General features: G+C 35.3%; 16 protein-coding genes. All 16 read left to right on the forward strand.

Going from position 1 to position 24,420, the window contains the following annotated elements; genetic code table 11:
- Positions 1–45 precede the first annotated feature (45 nt).
- On the forward strand, positions 46–1,629 hold the full coding sequence (locus CC92_RS0120285) for a response regulator transcription factor (RefSeq protein WP_029501697.1): 1,584 nt from the start codon (positions 46–48) through the stop codon (positions 1,627–1,629).
- A 636-nt stretch (positions 1,630–2,265) separates the two neighbouring features.
- On the forward strand, positions 2,266–3,570 hold the full coding sequence (locus CC92_RS0120290) for an ABC transporter substrate-binding protein (RefSeq protein ID WP_155998258.1): 1,305 nt from the start codon (positions 2,266–2,268) through the stop codon (positions 3,568–3,570).
- Between the two features lie 194 nt (positions 3,571–3,764).
- A complete protein-coding gene (locus CC92_RS0120295) occupies positions 3,765–4,658 on the forward strand; it encodes a carbohydrate ABC transporter permease (protein ID WP_029501695.1) in 894 nt (297 codons plus the stop codon).
- A gap of 85 nt (positions 4,659–4,743) precedes the next feature.
- Positions 4,744–5,589 carry a carbohydrate ABC transporter permease gene (locus tag CC92_RS0120300; RefSeq protein ID WP_029501694.1) on the forward strand — a complete coding sequence of 282 codons (846 nt, stop codon included), beginning with the start codon at positions 4,744–4,746 and terminating at the stop codon, positions 5,587–5,589.
- A gap of 265 nt (positions 5,590–5,854) precedes the next feature.
- Positions 5,855–7,192 (forward strand): glycoside hydrolase family 30 protein, encoded by a 1,338-nt coding sequence (locus CC92_RS0120305; RefSeq protein WP_029501693.1) that lies wholly within the window; start codon positions 5,855–5,857, stop codon positions 7,190–7,192.
- 168 nt (positions 7,193–7,360) lie between these two features.
- Positions 7,361–7,990 (forward strand): hypothetical protein, encoded by a 630-nt coding sequence (locus CC92_RS0120310; protein ID WP_029501692.1) that lies wholly within the window; start codon positions 7,361–7,363, stop codon positions 7,988–7,990.
- A 166-nt stretch (positions 7,991–8,156) separates the two neighbouring features.
- The gene (locus CC92_RS0120315) at positions 8,157–9,098 is read left to right on the forward strand and encodes an ABC transporter permease (RefSeq protein ID WP_029501691.1); all 942 of its coding nucleotides are present in this window, start codon (positions 8,157–8,159) and stop codon (positions 9,096–9,098) included.
- Positions 9,099–9,109: 11 nt separating this feature from the next.
- Positions 9,110–10,015, forward strand: a complete 906-nt coding sequence (locus tag CC92_RS0120320; RefSeq protein ID WP_029501690.1) for a carbohydrate ABC transporter permease — start codon at positions 9,110–9,112, stop codon at positions 10,013–10,015.
- A gap of 22 nt (positions 10,016–10,037) precedes the next feature.
- Entirely contained in the window at positions 10,038–11,735 is a 1,698-nt protein-coding gene (locus CC92_RS0120325) for an extracellular solute-binding protein (RefSeq protein ID WP_031420742.1), read from the forward strand.
- A gap of 184 nt (positions 11,736–11,919) precedes the next feature.
- Positions 11,920–13,719: a sensor histidine kinase gene (locus tag CC92_RS0120330; protein WP_029501688.1), complete on the forward strand. Its 1,800-nt coding sequence runs from the start codon at positions 11,920–11,922 to the stop codon at positions 13,717–13,719.
- Positions 13,720–13,731: 12 nt separating this feature from the next.
- Positions 13,732–15,312, forward strand: coding sequence for a response regulator transcription factor (locus CC92_RS21270; protein WP_034218355.1), 1,581 nt, complete (start codon positions 13,732–13,734; stop codon positions 15,310–15,312).
- 16 nt (positions 15,313–15,328) lie between these two features.
- Positions 15,329–17,443 (forward strand): methyl-accepting chemotaxis protein, encoded by a 2,115-nt coding sequence (locus tag CC92_RS0120345; protein WP_029501687.1) that lies wholly within the window; start codon positions 15,329–15,331, stop codon positions 17,441–17,443.
- A gap of 152 nt (positions 17,444–17,595) precedes the next feature.
- Positions 17,596–20,688, forward strand: coding sequence for a hypothetical protein (locus tag CC92_RS0120350; RefSeq protein ID WP_029501686.1), 3,093 nt, complete (start codon positions 17,596–17,598; stop codon positions 20,686–20,688).
- A 460-nt stretch (positions 20,689–21,148) separates the two neighbouring features.
- A complete protein-coding gene (locus CC92_RS0120355; RefSeq protein ID WP_029501685.1) occupies positions 21,149–22,090 on the forward strand; it encodes a magnesium transporter CorA family protein in 942 nt (313 codons plus the stop codon).
- A 56-nt stretch (positions 22,091–22,146) separates the two neighbouring features.
- On the forward strand, positions 22,147–23,295 hold the full coding sequence (locus CC92_RS0120360; RefSeq protein WP_029501684.1) for a serine hydrolase domain-containing protein: 1,149 nt from the start codon (positions 22,147–22,149) through the stop codon (positions 23,293–23,295).
- A gap of 411 nt (positions 23,296–23,706) precedes the next feature.
- Positions 23,707–24,417 carry a response regulator transcription factor gene (locus CC92_RS0120365; protein WP_029501683.1) on the forward strand — a complete coding sequence of 237 codons (711 nt, stop codon included), beginning with the start codon at positions 23,707–23,709 and terminating at the stop codon, positions 24,415–24,417.
- The last annotated feature ends 3 nt before the right edge of the window (positions 24,418–24,420 follow it).

Here is a 24,420-nt window from a genome sequence, read left to right on the forward strand (position 1 = left end):
TTTTGAGTCTTAATAATACTAAAAAGCGTAGAGATGGTGGTTTATATGAAGATAAAAGTTTTATTAGTAGATGATGAAAAATTAGAGCGTGTATTGATTCGCAAAGGTTTCCATTGGGAGGAGCGAGGCTTTGAGATTATCGGTGAGGCTTCCCATGGAGAAGAAGCTTTAGACATCATGAAACACAAACAACCAGACCTGGTCGTTACAGATATTAATATGCCTTTTATGGATGGGTTAGAACTTACGGAAGAGATTCTTAGACAGTATCCACAATGCAGAGTCATTATCGTCACTGGTTACCGAGAATTTGATTATGCCAGAAGGGCTGTAAAACTTGGAGTGAAGGATTTTTTATTAAAACCAGTGAATATAAAAGATTTAGAAGAAACGGTAACGAAGATTAAAAAAGAAATTGAAGAGCAAAAGAGTATAAAAAAGGAATACGTTAAGTTACAAGAAACTGTTCATGAACATCATGAAATCGTAATAGAGAGCTTTCTACAGCGTCTGGTAGAAGGAAGGGTGGAAGAAGAGGAAGCAAGGAATAAACTTACTCTTTATGGTTTTGAAGGAATATTAAAGAGAAATCGCTGTATTAATATCAAACCTATTTTCCTATCCGATACAAAGGAGGAAGAAAAATTACAATTAAGCAGAGAAATGCTCTCTGCTGCAAAGTCAATTAGCAGTGATGACATGGTTATTTTTCAACATTTCTTATATAACATCATTCTCTTTCTTCCAAGCCTTAAAGAGAATGAGGAAGAAGCGATTGCGCATCAGCTTTTAGAAAGTATTCTAAAACAAAAGAGATTAGAATGTATTATCGGAATTAGCGAGGTACAGGAAGGGTTTCAAGGTATTCTTCATACTTATGTTCAAAGTCAAAAAGCAATATCGACGAGTGTTATTTTAGGTAAGAATTGTGTGATTCCCTATCGTGAGTACCGTAGAATAAAAAGAAAAAGTAGTTCTATGGAGAAGTTTGATTGGAAGGAATTTATTGTTGCCATAGAGAATGGGATGGAGAGTCAGGTTTTTGATTACATAGATTATTATCTTGAGGCCATGAGTAAAGAAGGATTATTTGATCCGAATTATCTTAAGTTAAGCACGATGAGTATGCTATTAAAAGTATCAACCGTATTAACGAAGTATGGAAAAAGTCTGGAGGATATTATTGATCAGGAGGATATGTATGACAAGATTTCAAAAATTGATACTTTATGGAGTATGAAACAGTATTTGGAAGAAAGTATTGGTGCAATTTTAAACTTTCATAATACCGTCAGAAGCAAAAAAAGCAATAAATTGATTGACCAAGTAGTTACTTATCTTGATGAGCATGTTTATGAGCAGAACTTAACACTTAAGAGAATAGCAAAAGATGTCTATGTTAATGAAAGCTATCTAAGTCGTATATTTAAGAAGGAAATGGGCGAAAGTTTAATTGAATATATTACTAGAAAGAGGATAGAAGAAAGCATGAGGCTAATGGATACGACAGATCTAAAGGTTTATGAAATTGCAGAAAAAGTAGGAATTAACGATCCTCATTATTTTAGTATCTGTTTTAAAAAGCATGTTGGAGTTATGGTTAAGGAATATAAAAAGCAACGGGTATAAAAGCTATAGCAGTTACGATTGGGAGTTTAGGGTGTATAATAAGTGTTTGAGGCTGGAAAATAATTAGCTATTTCAATACTTATGAAAGAATCAATTAAAGTGGGTAAGTAGAATGGGGAAAGCTACTTACTCACTTTTTTATTCATGACAAGGAGGAGTACGCAAAGCGTGCTTTTTCTTGTTTCATCGATTTCATTGGTACCTAGAATTGAAAAAAGAAAAACATAATTTTTTAGGAGAACCAATTTGTAGGATAATTTTATTACTATAGTAAAAATAGTAACCTTTTATGTAAAAATATTAAATTGAGTTAACCGTCATTTTTTAATATACTTTACTTATCAACAAAGCATGCAATGTTAGATAATGGTACGTACATAGGAAGTGTTCTTATTGACTTCTTAGAGGGATATTAAGAGGCTATAAGGAATGTAGTTGGCTTTTGATGCCGTCTTGCAAGCGAGCAGGATAAGGTCACAGATAGGAGAATCATTGTAATTAGAAATTGGATAGGGGTTTTAGGAAAGCTGAAACAAATGGAGGTATGTTGAAAGGAAAATTTTCAACAATTATGTGCAAGTGCGCAAAGTTAATATTGTTATACAACGGCGCTAAAGCGTAAGAATGGAGGGTATTATGAGAAAATTAGTAAAAAGGATAGCAGCATTATTCTTAGTTGGAACATTAACCTTTAGTATGGCAGCTTGTGGCAAGAACAATGATAAAGCATCTAATAAAGATGGGGAAGATACAATTACTCTTAATGTTTGGCATCAATGGTCGAATGACACTAATGAATTAAAAAAACTTTATGATGAAGCAGTAACAGCATATCAAAAGGATCATCCAAATGTGAAGATAAATACACAGACATTAGATACGGAAGCATATAAGACAAAGATTTCAGCTGAATTTGCAGGAAAAGCAAGTGGTATTGATGTATTTTACTACTGGGGTGCAGGAATGGCTAGAAAGCTTGTGAATGCAGATAAATTACTTGCACTTGACAATTATCTGACAGAAGAGGTAAAGGCGAAGATACTTCCTGGTTCAACCACAGCATTTGTATACGACGGAAAAACATATTCTGTACCGATGTTTTCCTGGTATATGACGATGTTTTGCAACAAAGAACTGTTTGATCAGGCAGGTGCAACAATTCCAACAACTTACGATGAGCTTGTAGCAGCAGTTGATAAGTTGAAAACTTTAGACGGTGTAACACCAATCGCTGCAGGAGCCAAAGATGGTTGGAATGCAGCATTTATATATCAGGCATTAGCACTTCGTGAAGTTGGTGCAACAAGTATTAATTCCATGTTAAGTGGCAATGCAAAGTTTGAAGGAGAAGGATATGCTAAAGCAGCTATGAAGGTTGTAGATTTATATCAAATGGGTGCCTTCGGTAAAAATCCTTTAGAATCTGGCAATGATGATGCAAACTCAGCCTTTATCAGTGGAAAGGCTGCGATAAGGATAATGGGAAGCTGGTTTGCGAATCAAGTATATACAGATACCACAGCGACAATAAATCCTGAGAATGTAGTAGCTTGTAAGATTCCAGTGATTGAAGGTAAGGGAAATGCTACAGATTATGCTGGTGGTTTTGTTGAGTCCTTCTGGGTGAATAAGAATACAAAGTACGAAAAAGAAGCAGCTGAATTCGCAATTTATATCAATGAGAAGATGGGTAAAGCAGCTTATGAAACCGGTACTGGCTTCTGTGGTTGGAATGTCGAATTAGATGAGAGTAAATTAAATCCTTTATTTATTCAGATCAAAGGCTTATTAGCGGATAGTGTAGAAGGTGTATTAGCATGGGATACTTCTTTAGATGCTAATCCAGCAACGATTCACAATGAACAAGTACAGACACTTTTTGCACCAAATGCTGATGTAACAGCATTTATTGAAGAACATCAAGCGGCAATTAATAAGTAATAGAAGGGTAGCTTACGATAGGTTAATAAGATAAATGATGTAATCTTATCTTTTCGCAAGGAAGGTAAAGAAAGGCTGTGTCTAAATGAATAGGTAACTGTCATTTTACACAGCCCTTTTTATAAGCAAAAATACTGAAAAGGGTTCACTTTGTCTGACAAACGCCCTTGAATTTAGGATGGGAGGGAATATCTATGGATCGTATGTTAGGTAAGAAGAGAACAATTGCATTCTTTATTTTACCTGCATTGTTGCTGTTTCTCTGCTTTGTTGTTGCGCCTTTGGTAGCATCTGGTATCTATAGTTTGTTTGAATATGATGGAGTAGGTACTAAGAACTTTATTGGTTTACAAAATTATATTGATTTATTTTCCAAAGATCAATATTTCTCTAAAGCAATAGTAAACTCATTTATTCTGGCAGGAGCTTCAATTTTTATTCAGTTACCTATCTCGTTATTAATCGCGATAATTTTAGCAAGAGGTGTAAAAGGAGAAAAGTTCTTTCGCACAGTCTATTTTGTACCAGTTGTCATTTCAAGTATGGTAATCGGACAGTTGTGGATGAAGATGTTTCACAGTGAATATGGATTGCTGAATATGATAATTCGACTGTTTGGAAACAAGGAGTTTGAATTTTCCTGGCTTTCCACTCCATCTACTGCATTTATAGCAACAGTAATTCCTGCAGTTTGGCAATATATTGGCTATCATATGCTTTTATTTTATGCAGGGATAAAGTCAATTTCTAGCGACTATTATGAAGCGGCAAAGATCGATGGAGCAACAAATCGTCAAATTTCATTTCGGATTACCATTCCTTTGTTAGCTCCAGTAATCAAAACCTGCCTTATCTTTTCCCTGACAGGGTCTCTTCGTGCCTTTGATTTAATCTATGTTATGACTGGAGGCGGGCCAAATCATGCAAGTGAGGTTCCAGGAACATTAATGTACAATAGTTTATTCCGTCGTGGCTTATATGGTTATGGTAGTGCGCAAGCTTTTTTAATTGTTGTGGAATGTCTTTTGTTTAGTTATCTGATTGGTAGAATGTTTAAAAAAGCAGAAGACAATGCATCAGCAATCTAAGAAAAGATTGAGGCTAGAGTGAAAGATGAAAAAACTTTCACTACATTAGCTGCTCCCAAAAACAGTCGCAGAATGGAGGCTAACTATGAAGGGAAAGAAAATAACAACAAAAAAGGTAAAAAAGATTATGTTACTTTTTATCTTAATTCTGATTGCAATTACACAGCTATTTCCACTCTATTGGTTGATAACGTTTTCATTGAAAAGCAATGTTGAAATCTTTGGAGAAAATATCATTGGACTACCTAGACAATTTCGTTGGATCAATTATAAAACCGCGCTAACCGATGGCGGTATCTTACAATACTTTTTAAATTCAGTTTTTTATTCCTTTGTGACGGTAATCGTATCCGGATTATTTTCTGCGATGGCAGCATATGCGATTGCTCGAATGAGATGGAAGCTTAGTGGCTTCGTTTTTGGCTTATTCTCACTTGGAATTATGATACCAACTCAGGCTGCTTTACTTCCTTTATTTCAAGTGTTAGATCGTTTGGGATTAAAGGGTGGGTATCTCGGATTATTAATTCCATATATTTCGTTTGCACTTCCAATGAGTATTATGATTTTGACAGGTTTTTATAAAGGGATACCAAAGGAAATCGAAGAAGCAGCATATATCGATGGAAGTGGAATTTTCCGTTGCTTTTTAGAAATCATACTACCAATTATTAAGCCAGCGATTGCTACTGCATCCATCTTTACCTTTCTTTCAACATGGAATGAATTGATGTTTGCAAATACGCTCGTGGATAGCTCCACCTATCGAACTCTACCGGTTGGAATCATGTCTTTTGCCGGACAATATTCTACCGATTGGGGATTAATTGGTGCAGGTATGGTAATCGCAACCTTACCAACGATTCTAATTTATTTCTTACTAAGTAATCAAGTGCAGCAAAGTCTTGTTGCAGGAGCAGTAAAAGGTTAAGTGAAACTAAAAAAATGACACCATATTAGAAATAAAGATATGATAGGAGGGTGTGATTTTCGTTATGATAAAAAGGGGTTTGTTAATAGTAGTTCTTCTTAAGAAGGTACATTGCAAATACCCTTTTCTTTATATTATTTTGAAATAGGCACTCTATAGTTTGGGCAAATGCAATAGGAAAAGAACACTAGGAATGGCTATCTTAAATCTGCAACCAGAAAGGGAATGTTATGTGTAGTAAGAAATAGGAAGGAGATAGGTTGGAATGAGAATTAGGACAGTAACAACAGATTATCATAAGAATTTATTTTTACAAGAATCAGAGGAATTAATAGCCAAAGAAGTAGGGAGTAATCAGGTTGTAAACATCTATCCAGAACGAACTTACCAAATCATTCGAGGATTTGGTGGTGCATTTACAGAAGCTTCCGGATATAATTTCTCAAAACTTAGTAAGGAGAAGAAAGAGATAGTTTTAGATGCTTATTTTGGCACGAATGGTATTCATTATACCTTAGGAAGAACACATATCAATAGTTGTGATTTTTCCTTATCAAACTATGCATATCTAGAAGAAGGAGAAGATGGGAATCAAAAGTTTAACCGAGATAGAGACCGGGAATATATAGTACCTATGGTAACAGCAGCAATGAAATTTAGCAAGAGTCCTATAACTTTCTTAGCGTCACCTTGGTCTCCACCAGCGTTTATGAAGACCAATCATGATATGAATCATGGAGGTGAATTAAAAGAGGAATATAAAAAAGATTGGGCGAAATACATAGCAACTTATGTGAAGGATTGTAAAAAAGACGGAATTACTATTTCCATGCTTACGGTACAAAATGAGCCAGAAGCAACGCAGGTGTGGGATTCCTGCCGTTATAGTGCAGTGCAGGAGATGGAATTTGTTAGAGATTATCTTGGACCAGTATTAGTGGAAGAGGGTCTTTCTGATCTGAAAATATATATTTGGGACCATAATAAAGAATTGTTATATGAACGAGCAAAAGAAATCCTCTCTGATACTAAGGCAAGAGAGTACATTAGCGGTGTAGCCTTTCATTGGTATACCGGAGATCATTTTGAGGCGCTTGATTTAGTGAGAGAACAATTTCCGGAACAGGAGCTTTTATTCACAGAAGGTTGTGTGGAGTATGGGAGATTTTTTGATTCTTCTGAAGTTTGGAAAGCAGAAATGTATGCTCATGATATCTTAGGAAATTTAAATCATGGAATGCATGGATATATAGACTGGAATCTTCTACTCGATGAGAAGGGCGGACCAAATCATGTGGGAAATTTCTGTCAAGCACCTATCATGTGTAATTTAGAGGAGGATAGTATTTTATTTAATCTTTCTTACTATTATATAGGTCACTTTAGTAAGTATATTATGCCAGGTGCAAAACGGATTGCTTATACCAAGTATACGGATCATGTTGAAGTAGCAGCTTTTCTTAATCCAAACCAAGAGCGTGTTGTGATTCTATTAAATAAATCAGATCACGAGGAAACCGTAGTACTTAAGGAGAATGGAATTGGTAAGGAAATAAAGCTAAGTTCTCATAGTATCGTTACAGTAATCTGCTCAGAAGAGTAACACTTATAATTGCAATTAAAAGTAACTCTTACTGTAGTAATATGAGTAACACTTGTAGTAGTAATTAAAATAACTATTACAGTAGCAATAAAAGTAACTCAAGTTTGCGCTGTGACATACTTGAGCTATTTGTTGCTCCTACCACTAGTCGCAGCATGGAGGCTAAATATGCAACATTATAAAAAGTTAAGTTTTGTCCTTTTTCTAAGTTGTCTTCTATTGGTACTAAATAGTTGTGGTAAAAAAGTTTCCTTAACTGTAGATTCTTCTGTAGTCTCTGTGAGAGAAACAACCATAACCTTAGATGAAATGATGTATCATGTTCTACTTGCTAAGATGCAAGGAGAACTCTATGCCTCATTTTTAGGAGAAGAAGATTTTTGGAAGAAAGAATATGAGCCATCCGTTACAATGGCAGATCAAATGAAACAATATGCACTTGATAATGCAATAAAGTATGAAATTTTATATAAGATGGCAGAAAAAGAAGGATATTCCTTAACAGAAGAAGAACTTTCGATATGCCAAGACCAAGCAAAGGATATTGAAAAAACAATACCAGCAAACGAACTACAAGCCTTAGGATTAACGGACGAACTAATAAAAGAGATACAAAAGAAAATATCACTTTCGACAAAATATTATGAGGACTATCTCATAACACTCTCAACGGATGAAAAAGAAGCACAACAACGCTTTGAAGAAAATTACAAAGAGCTAAAAAAAGAGTATCAAGTGAAGGTAAATGATAGTGTGTGGGAAAAAGTAGATATTATGAATCCTTCGATACCTGGTTGAAAGGTCAACTTAATGGATTATACCAAGAGCACAACTATTACATAATTGAAACTAAACATAGGGGAAACTCATACTAAAAAAATGACACCTTTTCAAAATACGGTTCCTTATAATCAAGGTCTATGGTCTTTATAATAAAGATAGAACAAGAAACGGAGGACAGACCATGACAGAGATGAGTAATCTTAAGAAACGAAAAAAATCGGTTACCATGCGTAAGTTTATGAATCAGAAATATCTTCAGCTTATGGTTATCCCAGGGCTTATATGGATGTTTATCTTCAACTATATTCCTATGGGTGGTATTGTAATCGCTTTTAAAAAATTTAAAATAACCAAATCGATTGCAGAAGCTCCTTGGGTGGGGTTTAAATATTTTGAGGAGTTTTTTCAGGATTCCAACTTTAGCAACATTATGATAAACACAATTGGTATTAGTTTATTAAAGTTAATCATAGGATTTCCGCTACCAATTATTTTTGCATTACTTCTTAACGAGATTAGAAATCTTAAATTCAAGAAGTTTACGCAAACAATATCATATTTACCACATTTTTTATCTTGGGTAGTACTCGGTGGAATCTTAACAACTTGGTTAAATAGTACCGGTGTTATTAATGAATTATTTCAAGCTCTACATATTACAAGCGGGCCGGTTTCCTATCTTGGTAATCCCAAATACTTCTGGGGAGTAGCATTAATCTCAGACAGCTGGAAGGAACTTGGATGGTCAGCAATTATTTATCTGGCTGCCATCTCCTCGGTGGATCAACAGCTCTATGAAGCAGCTACAGTAGATGGGGCCTCCAAGATGCAAAAGATAATGAAAATTACCTTACCATCAATTAAAGGAACTATCGCTATCATGTTGATTTTACAGATTTCTGGTTTATTAAATGCTAATTTTGATCAGATTATGATTCTAAAAAATCAGATTAATATTTCCAGAAGCCAAGTAATTGATACTTACGTATATCAAGTTGGTATGACACTCGGTAAATATTCGTATGCAACAGCAGTTAACCTGTTTAAGTCAGTAATCGCTTTAATGCTTCTGTTAATAGCGAACCTTTCCAGCAAGAAACTGCTTGGCAGGTCATTATACTAGGAGGTTGCAATATGAAAAGACGTGTATCATCTAAAATCAAACGTTCCAAGGGAACTTTAATCTTCGATATTCTAAATACGATATTCATGTTGTTTATTTGCTTTATCTGTATTTATCCAATATGGTATGTCATCGTTAACTCTTTAAATGATGCAACGGATGCATTAATGGGAGGTATCTATTGGTGGCCAAGGCAGTTCTCCTTGAAAAATTACAAGACAGTATTCAGTGATAGCAGTGTACTACAGGCTTTTAAGGTAACCATCGCAAAGACTTTAATTGGTACCACAGTTAACGTACTATTTACCGCTATGGTAGCTTATCCGCTTTCCAAGAAAAACTTAATTGGAAGAAAGTATTATATGGCATTTGGAACGGTTACAATGTTTTTCTCTGGCGGCTTAATACCAACCTTCCTTTTATTTAAGGGGCTTGGATTATTAAATAATTTTTGGGTTTATGTTATTCCGGCAGCATTTAACTTTTTTAATCTTCTTATTATGATTAATTTCTTTCGAGAGATTCCTGAAGCATTGGAGGAATCTGCAAAAATTGACGGGGCCAATGATTTTACCATCTTTCGTAAGGTAATACTTCCGTTATCAAAACCTGTGTTAGCAACCATCGCTTTGTTTGCAGGAGTTGGACAATGGAATGACTACTTTGGTGGTTTAATGTATATCACAGATAACCGTTCTCTGGAGCCAATTCAGACCTATCTTTATCGAATGGTAGCACAGGTACAGTCCTCGCAGATGGCAGGTTCCATAGCCTCTAATATCAGTGCAAAAGACAGTACTTCAACCGCGATAAAATTGGCAGCTATGGTTATTACAACATTACCTATATGCTGTGTTTATCCATTCCTACAGAAATACTTTGTAAAAGGAATGATGATAGGTGCAGTTAAGGAATAAAATATTAAGGGAGGATTTTACAATGAAAATGGGTAGCAAAAAATGGATTGCATTACTATTGGTTTTTACAATGCTGTTTTCTCTCGCTGCATGTGGTGAGAAGAAAGAAAAACCAACCGGAGCGGAACCAACAGTGGGGGCGACAACGGAACCAACTAAAGCAGCAGATGGTACTACAGATGGAACCAAGGATAATAACAATCAGGAAGAAGTAGTCCCTGGTTGGCAGAAAAACGCATCCGATAAGGTTGACTTAACATGGTACATAAACTTCTCTTGGTTTACTACTCCTTGGGGTGAGAACTTAGTTTCCAAGACAATCACAGAAGAAACAGGATGTAACATTGAATTTATCGTTCCAGCTGGTAACGAAGCAGAGAAGTTAAATTCCTTGATCGCATCAGATTCTTTACCAGATTTATTAACACTTGGCTGGTGGGAAGGTCAAGTAAATCAGATGATTGAAGATGGTATGGTTTATGCTTTGGATGAACTTGCAACACAGTATGATCCTTACTGGTTTGAAGTAGCAGATGAAGGACGTATTGGCTGGTTCACAAAAGATGATGGACATATCTATGGATATCCAAACTCTTCTTTCTCGCCACAGGATTATGAAAAATATGATAACATCTCTTCCAATCAGACTTTTCTTGTAAGAAAAGATATGTATGAAGCAATTGGAAGCCCAGATATGACAACACCAGAAGGATTTATTGCAGCAGTAAAAGCTGCGGCAGCTATGTTCCCAGAAGTGAATGGACAGCCAATCATTCCAGTGGGTGCTCATGAATTCGGAGCAACTGGTAATGTATCTTTTGACCAGTATTTATCAAACTTCTTAGCAATTCCATATGAAAAAGATGGACAGTACTATGACAGATATACCGATGCTGAGTTAGTTCGTTGGTTAAAAGCATTCCGTGAGTTAGGTGCAGAAGGATTTCTAAAAGAAGATATCTTTGTTGACAAGAGAGCACAGATGGAAGAAAAGATTGCACAGGGACGTTACTTCTGCATGTTATATCAGAGAACCGACTTAGCAGATCAGCAAAAAGTATTATATAAGAACGATCCAAACAGTATCTATATCGCAGTAGATGGACCAAAGAACTCCAAAGGTGATGCTTATACGTTACCTGGAACAGGTATCAATGGCTGGTGTGTAACCATGATTTCTAAGAAATGTGAGCGCCCTGATCGTGCAATCCAATTATGTTCCTACTTAATGAGTGAACGTGGACAGCACATGACTTGGTTAGGTGTGGAAGGTGTAACTTGGGATTATGTAGATGGTAAAGAGACAATGAAACCAGAAGTTAAGGAGCTTTTAACAACAGACCGTACTGCTTATGATAAACAGTATGGAGCAGATTCCTGCTACTGGATGTTCCAGGACAATGCAATGTCTTTAAAATGGGCTGTTGAAACACCAGAACCACTTGGACAGATGGAGCGCTGGACCTTCCCATATGTAATTTCAGTATCCCAATATGATGTAAGCCTTGCAGCAGATTCCGATGAAAGTGATATCCAGAGTAAGGTAGATAATGAATGGGGTGTTGTATTACCACAGTTATTATTAGCTAAGACAGAAGCAGATTTTGATAATATCTGGAACGCATTCATTCAGAAGAGAAAAGATTTCGGTATTGATAAAGTTCTTGAAACAAAGACCGGAATGATGAACGTAGCAAAAGAAAAATTAGGACTTAAGTAAAATTGGAATTAGGACTTAAGTAAAATAGAATCAAATAGTCTTATCGCTATAATCTGATATCGTGTGTTGGAAAAACAGCCTGTTCTAAGGAATTTTACAGGTTGTTTTTCCCATATCAAGTTGGAGCTTAGTTTTGACATAAACATAAAAATGCACGATTCTAAGTGCAGGAATAGGTGTCGCTATGAGAAAACTTAAACAGCTTTTTCAAACAATGAAGTTAAATCATAAAATAACGGTATTGATCATTGGGACCATAGTGATTCCTATGGTTATTTTAGCTGTCCTACTTTTTCAAAACATGAGGGAATCCATAATAAAAGAAAAAGTAAAAAATGTTGAAATTAGCATTAATCAAAGCTATAACCATATTCAAAAAAATGTGGAACTATGTCATATGTCAACTCAGGTTATCTTAAACAGTGAAGATTTTTGGGACAAATTAATAGAGTTTCAAAACTCCAAAGTTGTGGATAAAAATGAACTATTAGAATTCTCAAGAATTGATGTCCGAAACATTGAACGATTAGTAAATAGTAATCCTTATCTTTATCAAATAAGAATTTACATACCAACCAAAAAAGTTCCAGAAATGATGCCTATCCTTTATCATATGGATCGATTGGATAACTTTGATTGGTATGAAAAAGAGGATAGTCGAAAGATGGTATGGAATTTTGATTATGTAGACACCATTTTCCCTTATTATGTATTAAAACCATCGAAACATATTGTATCGCTCACCACGAAAGTTCGTGCTTCCAAGAAAAAGATCAATGCGTTAATCGAAGTAGCTACGAAGATGGATGTTTTATTTCCCGATATCTACGAAGCAGATGAAGAGCAGTGGACCTGTTTTGTAGATGAGCAGGGGACGTATTTTTATGGTGAAGGAGATCACAATCAGAAATGGGTAGAATTTGCGGAGGGAGTATTTAAAACAATACCTAAGGATACCAAGGAATCTTATTATTACAATATGTATCTTGATGAAGAACCAGTCGTAGTTGGGTATATTCCGCTGGAGCAGTTTAATGGACATCTGCTTAAGATTGTATCTTTAAAGAAAGCTTTTCAAGATATTAATGAAAAGAGAAATGTATTCCTTATTGGATTCTTTGGCGTTGTGGCGGTTCTAATTTTTGCAGCAAATTTCCTGGTTCGCTTGGTACTTCGTGATTTTTATCGAGTAATTCATACGGTTACGAAGGTAAAGGAGGGGGATTTAGCGATACGAGTCCCTGTCTGTTCTAGTAATGAAATCGGTCAATTAAGCGGACAGATTAATGACATGATGGATACGATTACTAGTTTGATGGAGGATCAATTAAAAAGAGAACTTTTAGTGAAAGATAGTGAGATTAGGGCACTACAGAATCAAATCAATGCTCATTTTATCTATAATGTACTGGAATCCATTAAGATGATGGCAGAGGTGGAGGAACGTTACGATATAGCAGATGCCGTTACCTCGCTTGGTAAGTTGTTACGCTATAGCATGAAATGGGTATCAAAGAACGTAACAGTGAGAGAGGAAGTTGACTATATTAAAAATTATCTGGCCCTCATAAATCTTCGATTTGATTATGAAATCTATTTAAGTATTAATATGCCTGAGATTATTTGGAGTCAGGAAATACCTAAGATGTCATTACAACCAATCATAGAAAATGCGATTTGTCATGGAATTGAAGAGATTGCGGAGAATACGAGCATCTATATGAAGGGGATAGTGTTTGAGGATTATTGTACCATTGAAATCACCGACTCAGGTAAGGGAATGTCAGAAGAAGAGGTTAGAAGGCTGCAACGTAAAATTTCTGGTGAGATAGAAACAAGTGGAAGCTCCGGAAATGGTATAGGGTTAAAGAATGTACAAGATCGTATCAAAATTAGTTTTGGAGAACCTTACGGCATCAGCGTAGCATCAAGGGAGGGCTTGTTTACCAAGGTTATCGTAAAGATACCATTGATCCTAAGATAGGGAGGGAATTCCATGAAGAAGCTTTTGATTGTAGAAGACGAGAAAATGATCAGGCAGGGATTAAAAAGTATCGCAATGCGTGCACCTGTTAAAATCGAGCAAATTATAGAATGTAAAAATGGGGAAGAAGCATTAGAAGTGGTAAAAAATGAGGTAATCGATGTCATGATTACAGACATTCGAATGCCTGGGAAAGATGGTATAACGTTAGTAAAAGAGATTCAAGACTTGCCGCATGTACCCAAAACAGTAGTAATTAGCGGTTATGATGATTTTAATTATGCGGTTGAGTTATTACGCTGTGGAGCTAAGGATTATTTATTAAAACCAATAGAACGTGAAAAAATATTTGATGTTTTAACAAAGTTAGAAAAGGAACTTTGTGAGGAGAAGGAAGAAGAAGAAAAGAGAAATATCGTGTGGCAACAGCAGTTGCGTTATTGCATGTTAGAGGATGCTAGCTTAGATAGAGAAGGTTGTAAGTTGGCTTTTGAAGAGTTTCTACAAAAAGAGCCATATCTTTTATGCTGCACAAATGTTTGGAATGAAGATTGGTTAAAGGAAACCGATATCATAGGCTTAACAAAGATGCAGTATCAAAATATATACATAATGAGAGCATCGCAAAAGGAACAGGCGCAGAAGATCTTTTGTGATGATTATATTGGATTTAGTGAGGAACATACTGAGTTTGAAGAATTAAAGCTTACTTTTAAAGAAGCATTGTTTGCAAGAAAACAATCCTTTTATCAAGAAATTCATCAGATTGATTATAAAGATTATTGTAATAAATTATGTAAAAATGAGAAGAAAGAAGAGGATAAGAAAGAAGAGCATAAGAAAGAAAAGAATAAGAAAGAAAACTATAAGAAAGATAACAATAAGAGAGAAGAGATTAAACTCGACTCTTCCGATGAAATAGTATTTGAATATAAGGAAAATGAGATTGATCAATATGTCCAACTGTTTGGAACAAGCAAGTGGGAACAGAATGATAAATTTATCAAAAATCTACATTACAATGTGAAATGTGGAAAGATTACCCCAGAGGAATTTGAACATACTATTCATTATTTAATGGAGGGAATTAAGAGCAATTATCAAAATGTGATAGATTTTAATGATTTCCAGGTGCTACACCATAAGAGTATCTATGAATATGATACCGTTATAAAATATTTAAAGAGATTAATGGAATGGCTGAATGTACTTCATGGTAGGATTATGTCTGAGTTCTCTGATTTTAAGAACAAACAAAAGATTCAAACTGCATTAATTTTTATCAGACAAAATTACAACAAGGACTTAAATATGGCAGTTGTCTCTAATTTTATTTCGATGAACTATTCCTTGTTTTCCTATGCTTTTAAGCAGTATACCGGTACCTATTTTGTTCAATATTTAAAAGACCTTCGAATTGCAAAAGCGAAAGAATTACTTACAGAAACAGAAAAAAAGATAGTGGAAATCAGTAATGAAGTCGGATATGAAAATGAAAAACATTTTATGAAGATATTCAAACATCACTGTGGAGTGTCACCATCGGAATATCGAAAAAATTCATATGTTGGGAAAGTAAAACCAGTGCAGTAGCAAAGGAGAAGATACGATGGGGGCTAAATTAAGAAAAGTAAAGCAGAAAAAAACATCTGGTTTTTTGGCATATAGTAATCGAGTACGATACAAATTAATTGGTGCCTATCTGGTTCCAGTTGCACTTATTATATTACTTGGAATCCTCTCTTATAGCAAATCCTCCAAAGGGATTATACATAGTTATGAGACTTCCAGTTTATCAACGCTAGAGATGATGGCAAATTATTTTAAACTTGGTTTTGAAGGTGTTCAGGGGAAGGCAACTCAGATTAATACCAATGAAAGTATTAGGAAGTATTATTCCGGAGCTTTCGAAGGCAATAAGACAGAGGAATTGGAACAGTTTCGTATCGTCCAAAATCATCTTGTATCCTATGCGATGAATGATAGTGTTGTGCAAGATATCTTTGTTTTTGGCAGTTATGGTAATGGTGCTTCCACCCGTGGCAGTGCACCCGCGAATTTATATCAGACCTTTCAAAATTCTGACGAGGGTAAAGCGTTTATAGAATCGAAGGCACGATATGAATGGAACGGTTATCATCATTATTTTGACGAAGTCGTGAACATTGAAGGAAGAGACTATGGATTCTCACTCAATTGGTATCTCTATAATGCCAATAACAAAAAGATAGGACTCATTGTTATTGATATTAAAAAAGAGTTTCTTATTAATGCAATGGAGGATGCGAATTTCCTTGAGGGATCTATCGTTGGATTTGTGACAGGAGATGGAAGAGAGCTGTTATCCGGTGATTACAAAGAAAGTTTTAGGTTTCTAGAAACACCATTTTATGAATCCATGAAAGAAAAATCCAGTGATATCGATACCTCCTTACAATTAGGAGATAGCTCCTATGTTACCTACGATGGAACGAAATATTTATTTCTAACGGTACCGTTAAAGGAACAAAATGCTTCGATCTGTGCACTAATCCCACGGAATATGATTACAAAACAGGCAGACGAGGTATTAAGAATTACGATTGCTGTCGTTATTGTGGCATGTATTATTGCAATTATACTTGGAGGAAAGATAGCAAATGGTATCGGAAGTACGATAAAAAAAGCAAACAAAACCTTATATGAGGCTTCTGAAGGTAATCTAAATACTAGACTAATGTTAAAAAGAAGAGATGAATTTGCAAATCTATCTCAAGGTATTAATACAATGATTTCTAGTATGAGGCAGTTATTAATCCGAATGACGGATGTTAGCAATGTGGTTCTTACGAATATAAAAGAATTAACAAGTCATTCTGGAATCATGAGAAATGGCACTAGAGAAATCAGCAAAGCAGTGGAAGAAATTGAAGGTGGTGCTAACCTGCAGGCAACAGATTCCTGTGAATGCTTAAATCAGATGAATCATTTGTCAAAGCAGATCACGACAGTAAGTGAGAAAGCAGCAAATATCGATACAATAGCGCAAACTACAAAGCAGGTAGTAACGGAAAGCATGGTAGTTGTTGAGGAATTAACAAAGAAAGCAAATGATACGGTTTCGGTTACTAAGGTCGTGATAGAAGATATTGAGAAGCTCCAGATAAAATCAGGTGCAATCCAAGCAATCCTTGGAACAATAAACGAAATTGCGGGACAGACGAATCTGCTATCGCTAAATGCATCCATTGAAGCAGCAAGAGCTGGGGAAGCAGGGCGTGGATTTGCTGTTGTTGCAGAGGAGATTAGAAAACTGTCAGAGCAGTCTCAAAATGCAGCAAATGAAATTGCCAAAATTATCGAAGATATTGCACTACAGACAAAGGAAACTGTAGGTACAGCAAAGAAGGCAGAGACGATTGTAGGCTCTCAGGAAGTTTCTTTAAAACGAACCGTGAAAGCATTTGGTAATATTGGTGAAAGAGTAACTGAGCTATCGGAAGATCTTCAAACAATATTATACGGAATGAGAGATATTGAGGAGGTAAAGAATGGTACGTTAAGAGCAATTGAAAATATTACTGCAACCTCACAACAAACAGCAGCTGCAACGAATCAATTATTGTCTACAGCAGGAAATCAAACCTCTTCAGTCGATGCGCTTGGTCTCGTTGCGGTAGCACTAGAAGATGCAGTAAAAGACCTAGAGAAAACAGTGTCGTCCTATAGAATCAATGAAGATTAGTAAAGTTTGCAGATTATGTATGCGTTATAAGTCAAATACCAATGTGCATGACTTCGTCATTGTAATGTGCTTTGTGTAAGGGCTTATTAGAAGTTTTGTACCTGCATTATCCTCGGATCAAACTTTAGTTACATAGGAATGGAGGAAAATATATGTTTGACAACAAAGGAAGATTTATAATACGAAATTATGCAAAAGAGAGTCCTTTTGCAAGCTTTTTACCTGGAATTAGTGGAAAATACGGAATTCCAATCTGGTGTTTTTATGTAAATCGGGGACAGGCAGTGACTAGTTTTGGAGTGTTGGATAAAGATCATTCTATCATGGAATTCTATCCTGCGCATCAGGCTTATCAAATAACGAAAACCAATGGGTTTCGAACTTTTTTAAAGATTGACCACTCCTATACGGAAGCATTTACCGAGGAAGACAGAGAGCATGCGATGTATATCGGAATGAATGAGCTGGAATTGGAAGAAAAGATAGAACAAAAAATAAGTGTGAATGTTACATATTTTACCTTACCAAATGAAGCGCTTGGTGGATTAGTTCGAAAAGTTACAGTGAAAAATATTGATACTACGGAACATCTAGTAGAACTATTAGATGGTATGCCTTCCTTAATACCCTATGGAGTAAGCCTCAATTCAATGAAGGAGATGGGGCAGACCACAAAAGCCTGGATGCAAGTTGAAAATTTATCAGAGCGTTTGCCATTTTTTAAAGTAAGAGCCAGTATGGAGGATTCTGTCGATGTTCATGAAGTTATTGGGGGACATTTCTCTTTTGGAATTGATGGTAAGGGGCTTCTGCCTGTTTTAGTAGATCCTTATCTTGTTTTTGGTTACGATACTTCTCTTACAAAGGCAATTGGCTTTAAAGAGGGAGAACTCAATTACTTATTAAGAAAGAATCAGGTGGTAACCAATAATCTTCCTTGTAGTTTCTTTGCAAAACAAAAAATATTAATGCCAGAAGAAGAGTTTACAATTTATGAGGTGATTGGGCAGGCAAAGAGCATTGCTACTGTTCGGGAATTCGCCACCAGTTGTGTGTCAGAGGGATATTTCAAGAAAAAATATGAAGAAGCAATCGCTTTAACGGAGGATCTTTGTAAAGGAATTGAAACGAAAACTGCATCGCCTGTATTTGATGCCTATTGCAAACAAACCTATCTTGATAATATTTTACGTGGTGGCTATCCAATAAAGTTAGGGAAAGATAAAATATTCTATCTTTATTCCAGAAAACATGGTGATATTGAGAGAGACTATAACTTTTTTAGCATGTTACCGGAGTACTACTCTCAGGGGAATGCAAATTATAGAGATGTGAATCAAAACAGACGATGTGACGTATTATTTTCACCCTTTGTTGAAGATGAATGCATTAAAATGTTTTATAATCTGATTCAAATCGATGGATATAATCCGTTGGCGGTGCAAAAAGCTACCTTTTGTATACCTTCGGAAAAAATGGAGGAAGCCGTATCAATACTACCAATCAAAGAAAAGGTGAATGGTTACAACTTCTTTCAAAACTCGTTTACTCCAGGGAGTTTTTTGGGTTTCTTAGAACAGCAGGGATGTACTGATAAAGAGACACTAGAGAACACCTTATCCTCTGTAATGGAAGTTTCCGAAAGTGAAATCGCAGCTTCCTTCGGAGAAGGTTATTGGGTGGATCATTGGACCTATAATTTAGATTTGGTGGAAGCTTTTCTATCGATTTATCCGGAGAGAGAAGAAGACTTATTCTATCATGATATTACGTATACTTATTTTGAATCAATGGCTATCGTAAATAAAAGGCAGAATCGTTATGTTGAAACTAAGAATGGACTTCGTCAGTATAAGTCTCTAGATAAGGGAAGTAAAAAAGAAGTTGCGCACAAGCAGTTACGTTGTGATTATGGAAAAGGTTCTGTGTATCAAACATCATTATTAGAAAAACTTTTATTATTAATTTCCATCAAAATTGCTACCCTTGATCCGGAAGGAATGGGTATTGAGATGGAAGCAGGAAAACCCGGGTGGTATGATGCATTAAATGGTTTGCCGGGAATCTTTGGATCATCTATGTGTGAAACAATAGAATTGGAGCGTATGATATCCTTTGTTTTATCTATCGTGAATCGTTATCCAAACAATGTTCCAGTAGCGTTGGAAATAAAAGAACTAATGGAAAATCTGTATGAAGTTTCAAGAAGAGAGATTACTTCCATGGAGGCATGGGATTTAAGGAATAATAGTAAGGAAAATTACAGAGAGAAAACAAAATTAGGTGTCGAAGGTACCAAAGAGGTTCTCATGGTAGAAGATATCAGAGCCATGCTTACTACCTGGTCTTTCCTTGTAAAGAAAGGAATTGAGAAAGCAGTAAAGCTTGGAAAAGGAATCTGTCCTACGTATTTCTACTACAAGGCAAAGGAGTATGAAAAGAAAGAAGATGGTATCTTCATCAAAGAGTTTGAACTTATGTCAATGCCTTATTTCTTAGAAGGTCCAGTCCATTACCTTAAGCTCGAACAGAGCCAAGAGGAAAAGAAGAGATTATATCAAGCCGTGAAGGAGAGTAATCTGTATGACCGTAAGCTTAAGATGTATAAGGTGAATGAATCACTGCATAAGGCGTCCTTTGAAGTAGGTCGTTCCACCGCATTTACACCGGGGTGGCTTGAAAATGAGTCTATTTGGCTCCATATGGAATACAAATATTACTTAGAATTATTAAAGTCAGGGCTATATGAGGAGTATTTTGAAGATTTTAAGAATGGCCTAATACCATTTCTAGAGGAAAAGAAGTATGGTAGAAGTATCTTAGAGAATTCATCGTTCTTAGCAAGCAGTGCAAATCCTGATGAGAAGATTCATGGAAAAGGCTTTGTTGCAAGACTTAGTGGTTCCACAGCGGAATTTGTTCATATGTGGCAGATTATGATGTTTGGACATAATCCATTCCGGTATGAGCAGGAAGAGCTTTACCTATCCTTAGAACCTATCTTACCAGAATATTTAATTGGTGAGGATGGTGTAATTAAGGCAACCTTCCTTGGTAAGATACCAGTATGCTATCAGCTTTTAAAGAAGAAAGCCTTATTACCAGGAAGATATAAAGTAGAAAGCTATACATTACAGTATGAAGACGGTGAAATAAAACAGATTTCAGAATCAAAGCTACCATGCAAAGAATCAATGGATGTCAGAGATGGCAGAGTAAATAGCATCAGTGTCTCTATCAGTTAAAGAGTTTGTGCTAAGAAGAGTAATTTTAACCACAATGTATTTTTCTCATACAATATAACAAGTAAAATCGAATCATAAGATAGAAAATAAGATAACAGAGAGGGGTTTATTACTTTTCTGTTATCTTATTTTTTCAATACTGTTATGTTAATTACTTTTGACTTAATGTGTTAACTTGAATAAGATGCTATCCTTTCATAATATTATTTTACTGTTATTTTAATATGAGGAATACTTCACGATAAGATTACAAAAAATCATATTATATACAAAACCTTTACTTGTAATTTTTTCTAAAATATTTATAATATAGCTTATCGGAAATCTAACGTAAGCTCTTTGTTAGAAGGCAATTAAATCTAAATAACGGAAGAGTCCAATGAAAAGGAACATTTGCGTCCAAAATTATTATATGGTAAACTTTTAAGAGAAAGAAAAACAACTGAAAGGGGGCTAAACGATGCTTCGAATTTTTAAAACAAATGAAGGTACGTTAAAGCAGTTAGAAGACATTGAAGAAAATGTGTGGGTGAATTTAACAAACCCTTCCCCCGAGGAGATCGCATTTGTCGCCTGTCAGACTGGCATTGAAACGAATGATATTAAAGCTTCTTTGGACGATGAGGAGGCATCCCGTATTGAGGTTGAAAATAAGTATACCTTAATCTTAATTGACGTAGCGACCAAAGAAACAAGGCATGGTAACGAGTTTTATACCACTATGCCATTGGCTATCATATTAACGGAGAAAGCAATAGTAACCGTATGCCTGGAAGATACTATCGTGTTAAAACCATTTATGATGGAAAAAGTGAAAGAATTTAGTACGGCTAAAAAAAGCCGTTTTTTATATCAAATATTATACAGTAGCACCACGGTTTATCAAAATTGTCTTAGAACAATTAATAAAAAGAGAGAGGCAATCGAAGCAAGACTTAGTAAACATACGAAGAACAGTGATTTAATTGAGCTACATGAATTAGAGACTACCTTAGTGTATTTTGCTACTTCACTTCGTGTCAATGGTGTTGTGCTTGATAAACTGACACGCAATGAAAGAATAAAATCCTATCCGGAAGACCGGGATTTATTAGATGATGTTATAATAGAAAATAAGCAGGCGATTGAGATGTCAGGTATTTATCGTGATATTATCAATGGTACCAGGGAATTATTTGCTTCTGTTATTGACAATACCTTAAACTCAGTTATGAAGCTGTTGGCATCCATAACGGTAGTTATGTCGATACCAACAATTATTTCTGGGCTTTATGGAATGAATGTAAATACAGATGGAATGCCATTCGCACATAGTGATTATGGATTCTTAATTGTCTGTATGATTACGCTTGTAATTTGTTTCATTACACTTTTAATCTTAAAGAAGAAAAAGTTACTATAATATAAACTTCTAAAAACATAAGATGCAAGAAATGATGCACTGAAATGGAGGTCCCTATGAATACAAAGTGTTTAGAGCGATTAACTGAAATTTTTAATAATGAAGTTTCTAGTGGTAAGCTAAAAGGATGTTCCATCCTAGTTCATCACAAAAACAAGAAGGTGTTTCAACAATCTTATGGCACAGATAAATCTAATTCTATTTATCGTATCTTCTCTATGACAAAGCCGATAACAGCAGTTGCAACCATGATATTATACGAAAGAGGATTACTTGATTTATTTGATCTGGTATCAAAGTATCTTCCAGGATTTTGCAATCAGACAGTTCTAGATGAACATGGTGAAAGACCGGTTGGAAAAGAGGTTACCATACAGCAACTACTTAATATGACCTCTGGAGTTGTGTATCCAGAAAAACTATATTCAGCAGGTGCTAAGTTCGAAGAAATCGTAGAGCAATTTAAAAAAGAAAATACCTATCCAAGTACAGTTGAGGTATGTAATTTGGTAGGGAAAGCTCCGTTAGCATTTGAACCTGGCCAAGAGTGGGCATATGGTGCTTCGGCAGATGTACTTGGTGGTATTGTGGAAATCATAAGTGGTATGAGATATGGAGATTTTTTAAAGAAAGAGATATTTGAACCACTTGGTATGAAAGACACAGGGTTTTCTATAGAAGATGAAAAAAAAGAGCGCCTTGTTCCTATGTATAAGAAAGATGTGGATGGAAGTTTAGTAGAGATAACGAAAGATGACTTAGCAAATTATTTTGTAGTATTACCAGATACAGAACCATCCTATGAACTAGGTGGTGCAGGATTATTTTCAACGCTTGCAGATTATAGTAAATTTGCAGAGATGCTTTTGGGGTATGGTACGTATGAAGAAAAAAGAATACTTGGGAGAAAAACTGTTGAGTTTATATCTCAAAATCAGTTAACAAGCGAGCAACGAAAGTCTATTTGGTTTGATAGCATGTATGGCTATGGATATGGAAGTTTAATGCGAGTTATGATTGATCAAAGCCTTGCAGGAAGTAATGGAAGTATTGGTGAATATGGTTGGGACGGACTGCCAGGTACTTACTTTATGGTAGATCCGAAAGAGGAATTAACTCTTATCTATATGCAACAAAATTTGCATGGAGCTTCGTTAAGTCTAAGAAGAAAAATGAGACAGATTGTCTATAGTTCGCTTCGCTAATAGTATAGTAACATTTACTACAATCTAAGGAGGATACCTTAGAGCCAGCACTGTTTCCCTTATCTTAATATTTAAGTTATTCAATAGTTTTGATGATTCTTAGGAAGACTATAGCTAAACTTATATTAAGTCGAGGGAACCTTATGTGTTGGCTTAATTTTTTGCAGTAAGAAGACTACTTATGGTAGATGATGTTAGGGAAATGAAGAGTTAATAGAAAAATATAGAAAAGTTCAATTTAAATTTTTAATTAATTTCACAACAATATTAAGAATTTCTTTCGTTTTACTACAAGATATTTTTTCGATTTATCCAGTAAGATATTGATAAGGAATAATTGAAAAGATGTTAAGACGTGACGATAGTATTTATAGATAAAAATTCGTTTGGTTAGAATAGGAGGAATAGAGTATGGATTCATATCACGTATTAATCGTTGAAGATGATAAAGAAATCTTAGAAGGAATAGGAATCTATCTAAGAAATCAAGGTTATATCGTATTTCAAGCTGAGAATGGTAAAAAAGGGTTAGAAATTTTAGAAAAAGAAACCATCCATCTTGCGATTGTAGATATTATGATGCCTGTTATGGATGGAATTACTATGACGATGAAATTAAGGGAAAAATTCGATTTTCCTGTTATTATGTTATCTGCAAAATCAGAAGAAATTGACAAAGTAACAGGACTTAATATCGGTGCAGATGATTATGTGACAAAACCGTTCACACCAATGGAATTGATGGCTAGAGTTAATTCCCATCTTCGCCGCTATGCTAGATATTTAAAAGCAGTCGATTCTGTGGAAGAGAAGGAACCAGAAAATTATTATGTTGTTGGGGGACTAGAATTAAATGAGGATACGGTGGAAGTATCTGTGGATGGAAGGGCTGTCAAATTAACTCCTATCGAGTTTAAGATATTACTTCTTTTAATGAAAAATCCAGGAAGAGTATTCTCACCGGATGAAATCTATGAACGCGTATGGAATGAAAAACCGATTACAACCGATACCATTATGGTTCATGTGAGAAAAATTAGAGAAAAAATTGAGATAAACCCGAAAGAACCAAAATATTTGAAGGTTGTTTGGGGAGTTGGATATAAAATCGAGAAGTATTAATAA

Origin of the sequence: Lachnoclostridium phytofermentans (genome assembly GCF_000733755.1) — a bacterium.
Lineage (GTDB): Bacteria > Bacillota > Clostridia > Lachnospirales > Lachnospiraceae > Lachnoclostridium > Lachnoclostridium phytofermentans_A.

Excerpts from the sequence above, each read along its gene's own strand:
- CC92_RS0120285 (WP_029501697.1), top strand. The coding sequence starts at position 46 with ATGAAGATAAAAGTTTTATTAGTAGATGATGAAAAATTAGAGCGTGTA.
- CC92_RS0120290 (WP_155998258.1), top strand. The coding sequence starts at position 2,266 with ATGAGAAAATTAGTAAAAAGGATAGCAGCATTATTCTTAGTTGGAACA.
- CC92_RS0120295 (WP_029501695.1), top strand. The coding sequence starts at position 3,765 with ATGGATCGTATGTTAGGTAAGAAGAGAACAATTGCATTCTTTATTTTA.
- CC92_RS0120300 (WP_029501694.1), top strand. The coding sequence starts at position 4,744 with ATGAAGGGAAAGAAAATAACAACAAAAAAGGTAAAAAAGATTATGTTA.
- CC92_RS0120305 (WP_029501693.1), top strand. The coding sequence starts at position 5,855 with ATGAGAATTAGGACAGTAACAACAGATTATCATAAGAATTTATTTTTA.
- CC92_RS0120310 (WP_029501692.1), top strand. The coding sequence starts at position 7,361 with ATGCAACATTATAAAAAGTTAAGTTTTGTCCTTTTTCTAAGTTGTCTT.
- CC92_RS0120315 (WP_029501691.1), top strand. The coding sequence starts at position 8,157 with ATGACAGAGATGAGTAATCTTAAGAAACGAAAAAAATCGGTTACCATG.
- CC92_RS0120320 (WP_029501690.1), top strand. The coding sequence starts at position 9,110 with ATGAAAAGACGTGTATCATCTAAAATCAAACGTTCCAAGGGAACTTTA.
- CC92_RS0120325 (WP_031420742.1), top strand. The coding sequence starts at position 10,038 with ATGAAAATGGGTAGCAAAAAATGGATTGCATTACTATTGGTTTTTACA.
- CC92_RS0120330 (WP_029501688.1), top strand. The coding sequence starts at position 11,920 with ATGAGAAAACTTAAACAGCTTTTTCAAACAATGAAGTTAAATCATAAA.
- CC92_RS21270 (WP_034218355.1), top strand. The coding sequence starts at position 13,732 with ATGAAGAAGCTTTTGATTGTAGAAGACGAGAAAATGATCAGGCAGGGA.
- CC92_RS0120345 (WP_029501687.1), top strand. The coding sequence starts at position 15,329 with ATGGGGGCTAAATTAAGAAAAGTAAAGCAGAAAAAAACATCTGGTTTT.
- CC92_RS0120350 (WP_029501686.1), top strand. The coding sequence starts at position 17,596 with ATGTTTGACAACAAAGGAAGATTTATAATACGAAATTATGCAAAAGAG.
- CC92_RS0120355 (WP_029501685.1), top strand. The coding sequence starts at position 21,149 with ATGCTTCGAATTTTTAAAACAAATGAAGGTACGTTAAAGCAGTTAGAA.
- CC92_RS0120360 (WP_029501684.1), top strand. The coding sequence starts at position 22,147 with ATGAATACAAAGTGTTTAGAGCGATTAACTGAAATTTTTAATAATGAA.
- CC92_RS0120365 (WP_029501683.1), top strand. The coding sequence starts at position 23,707 with ATGGATTCATATCACGTATTAATCGTTGAAGATGATAAAGAAATCTTA.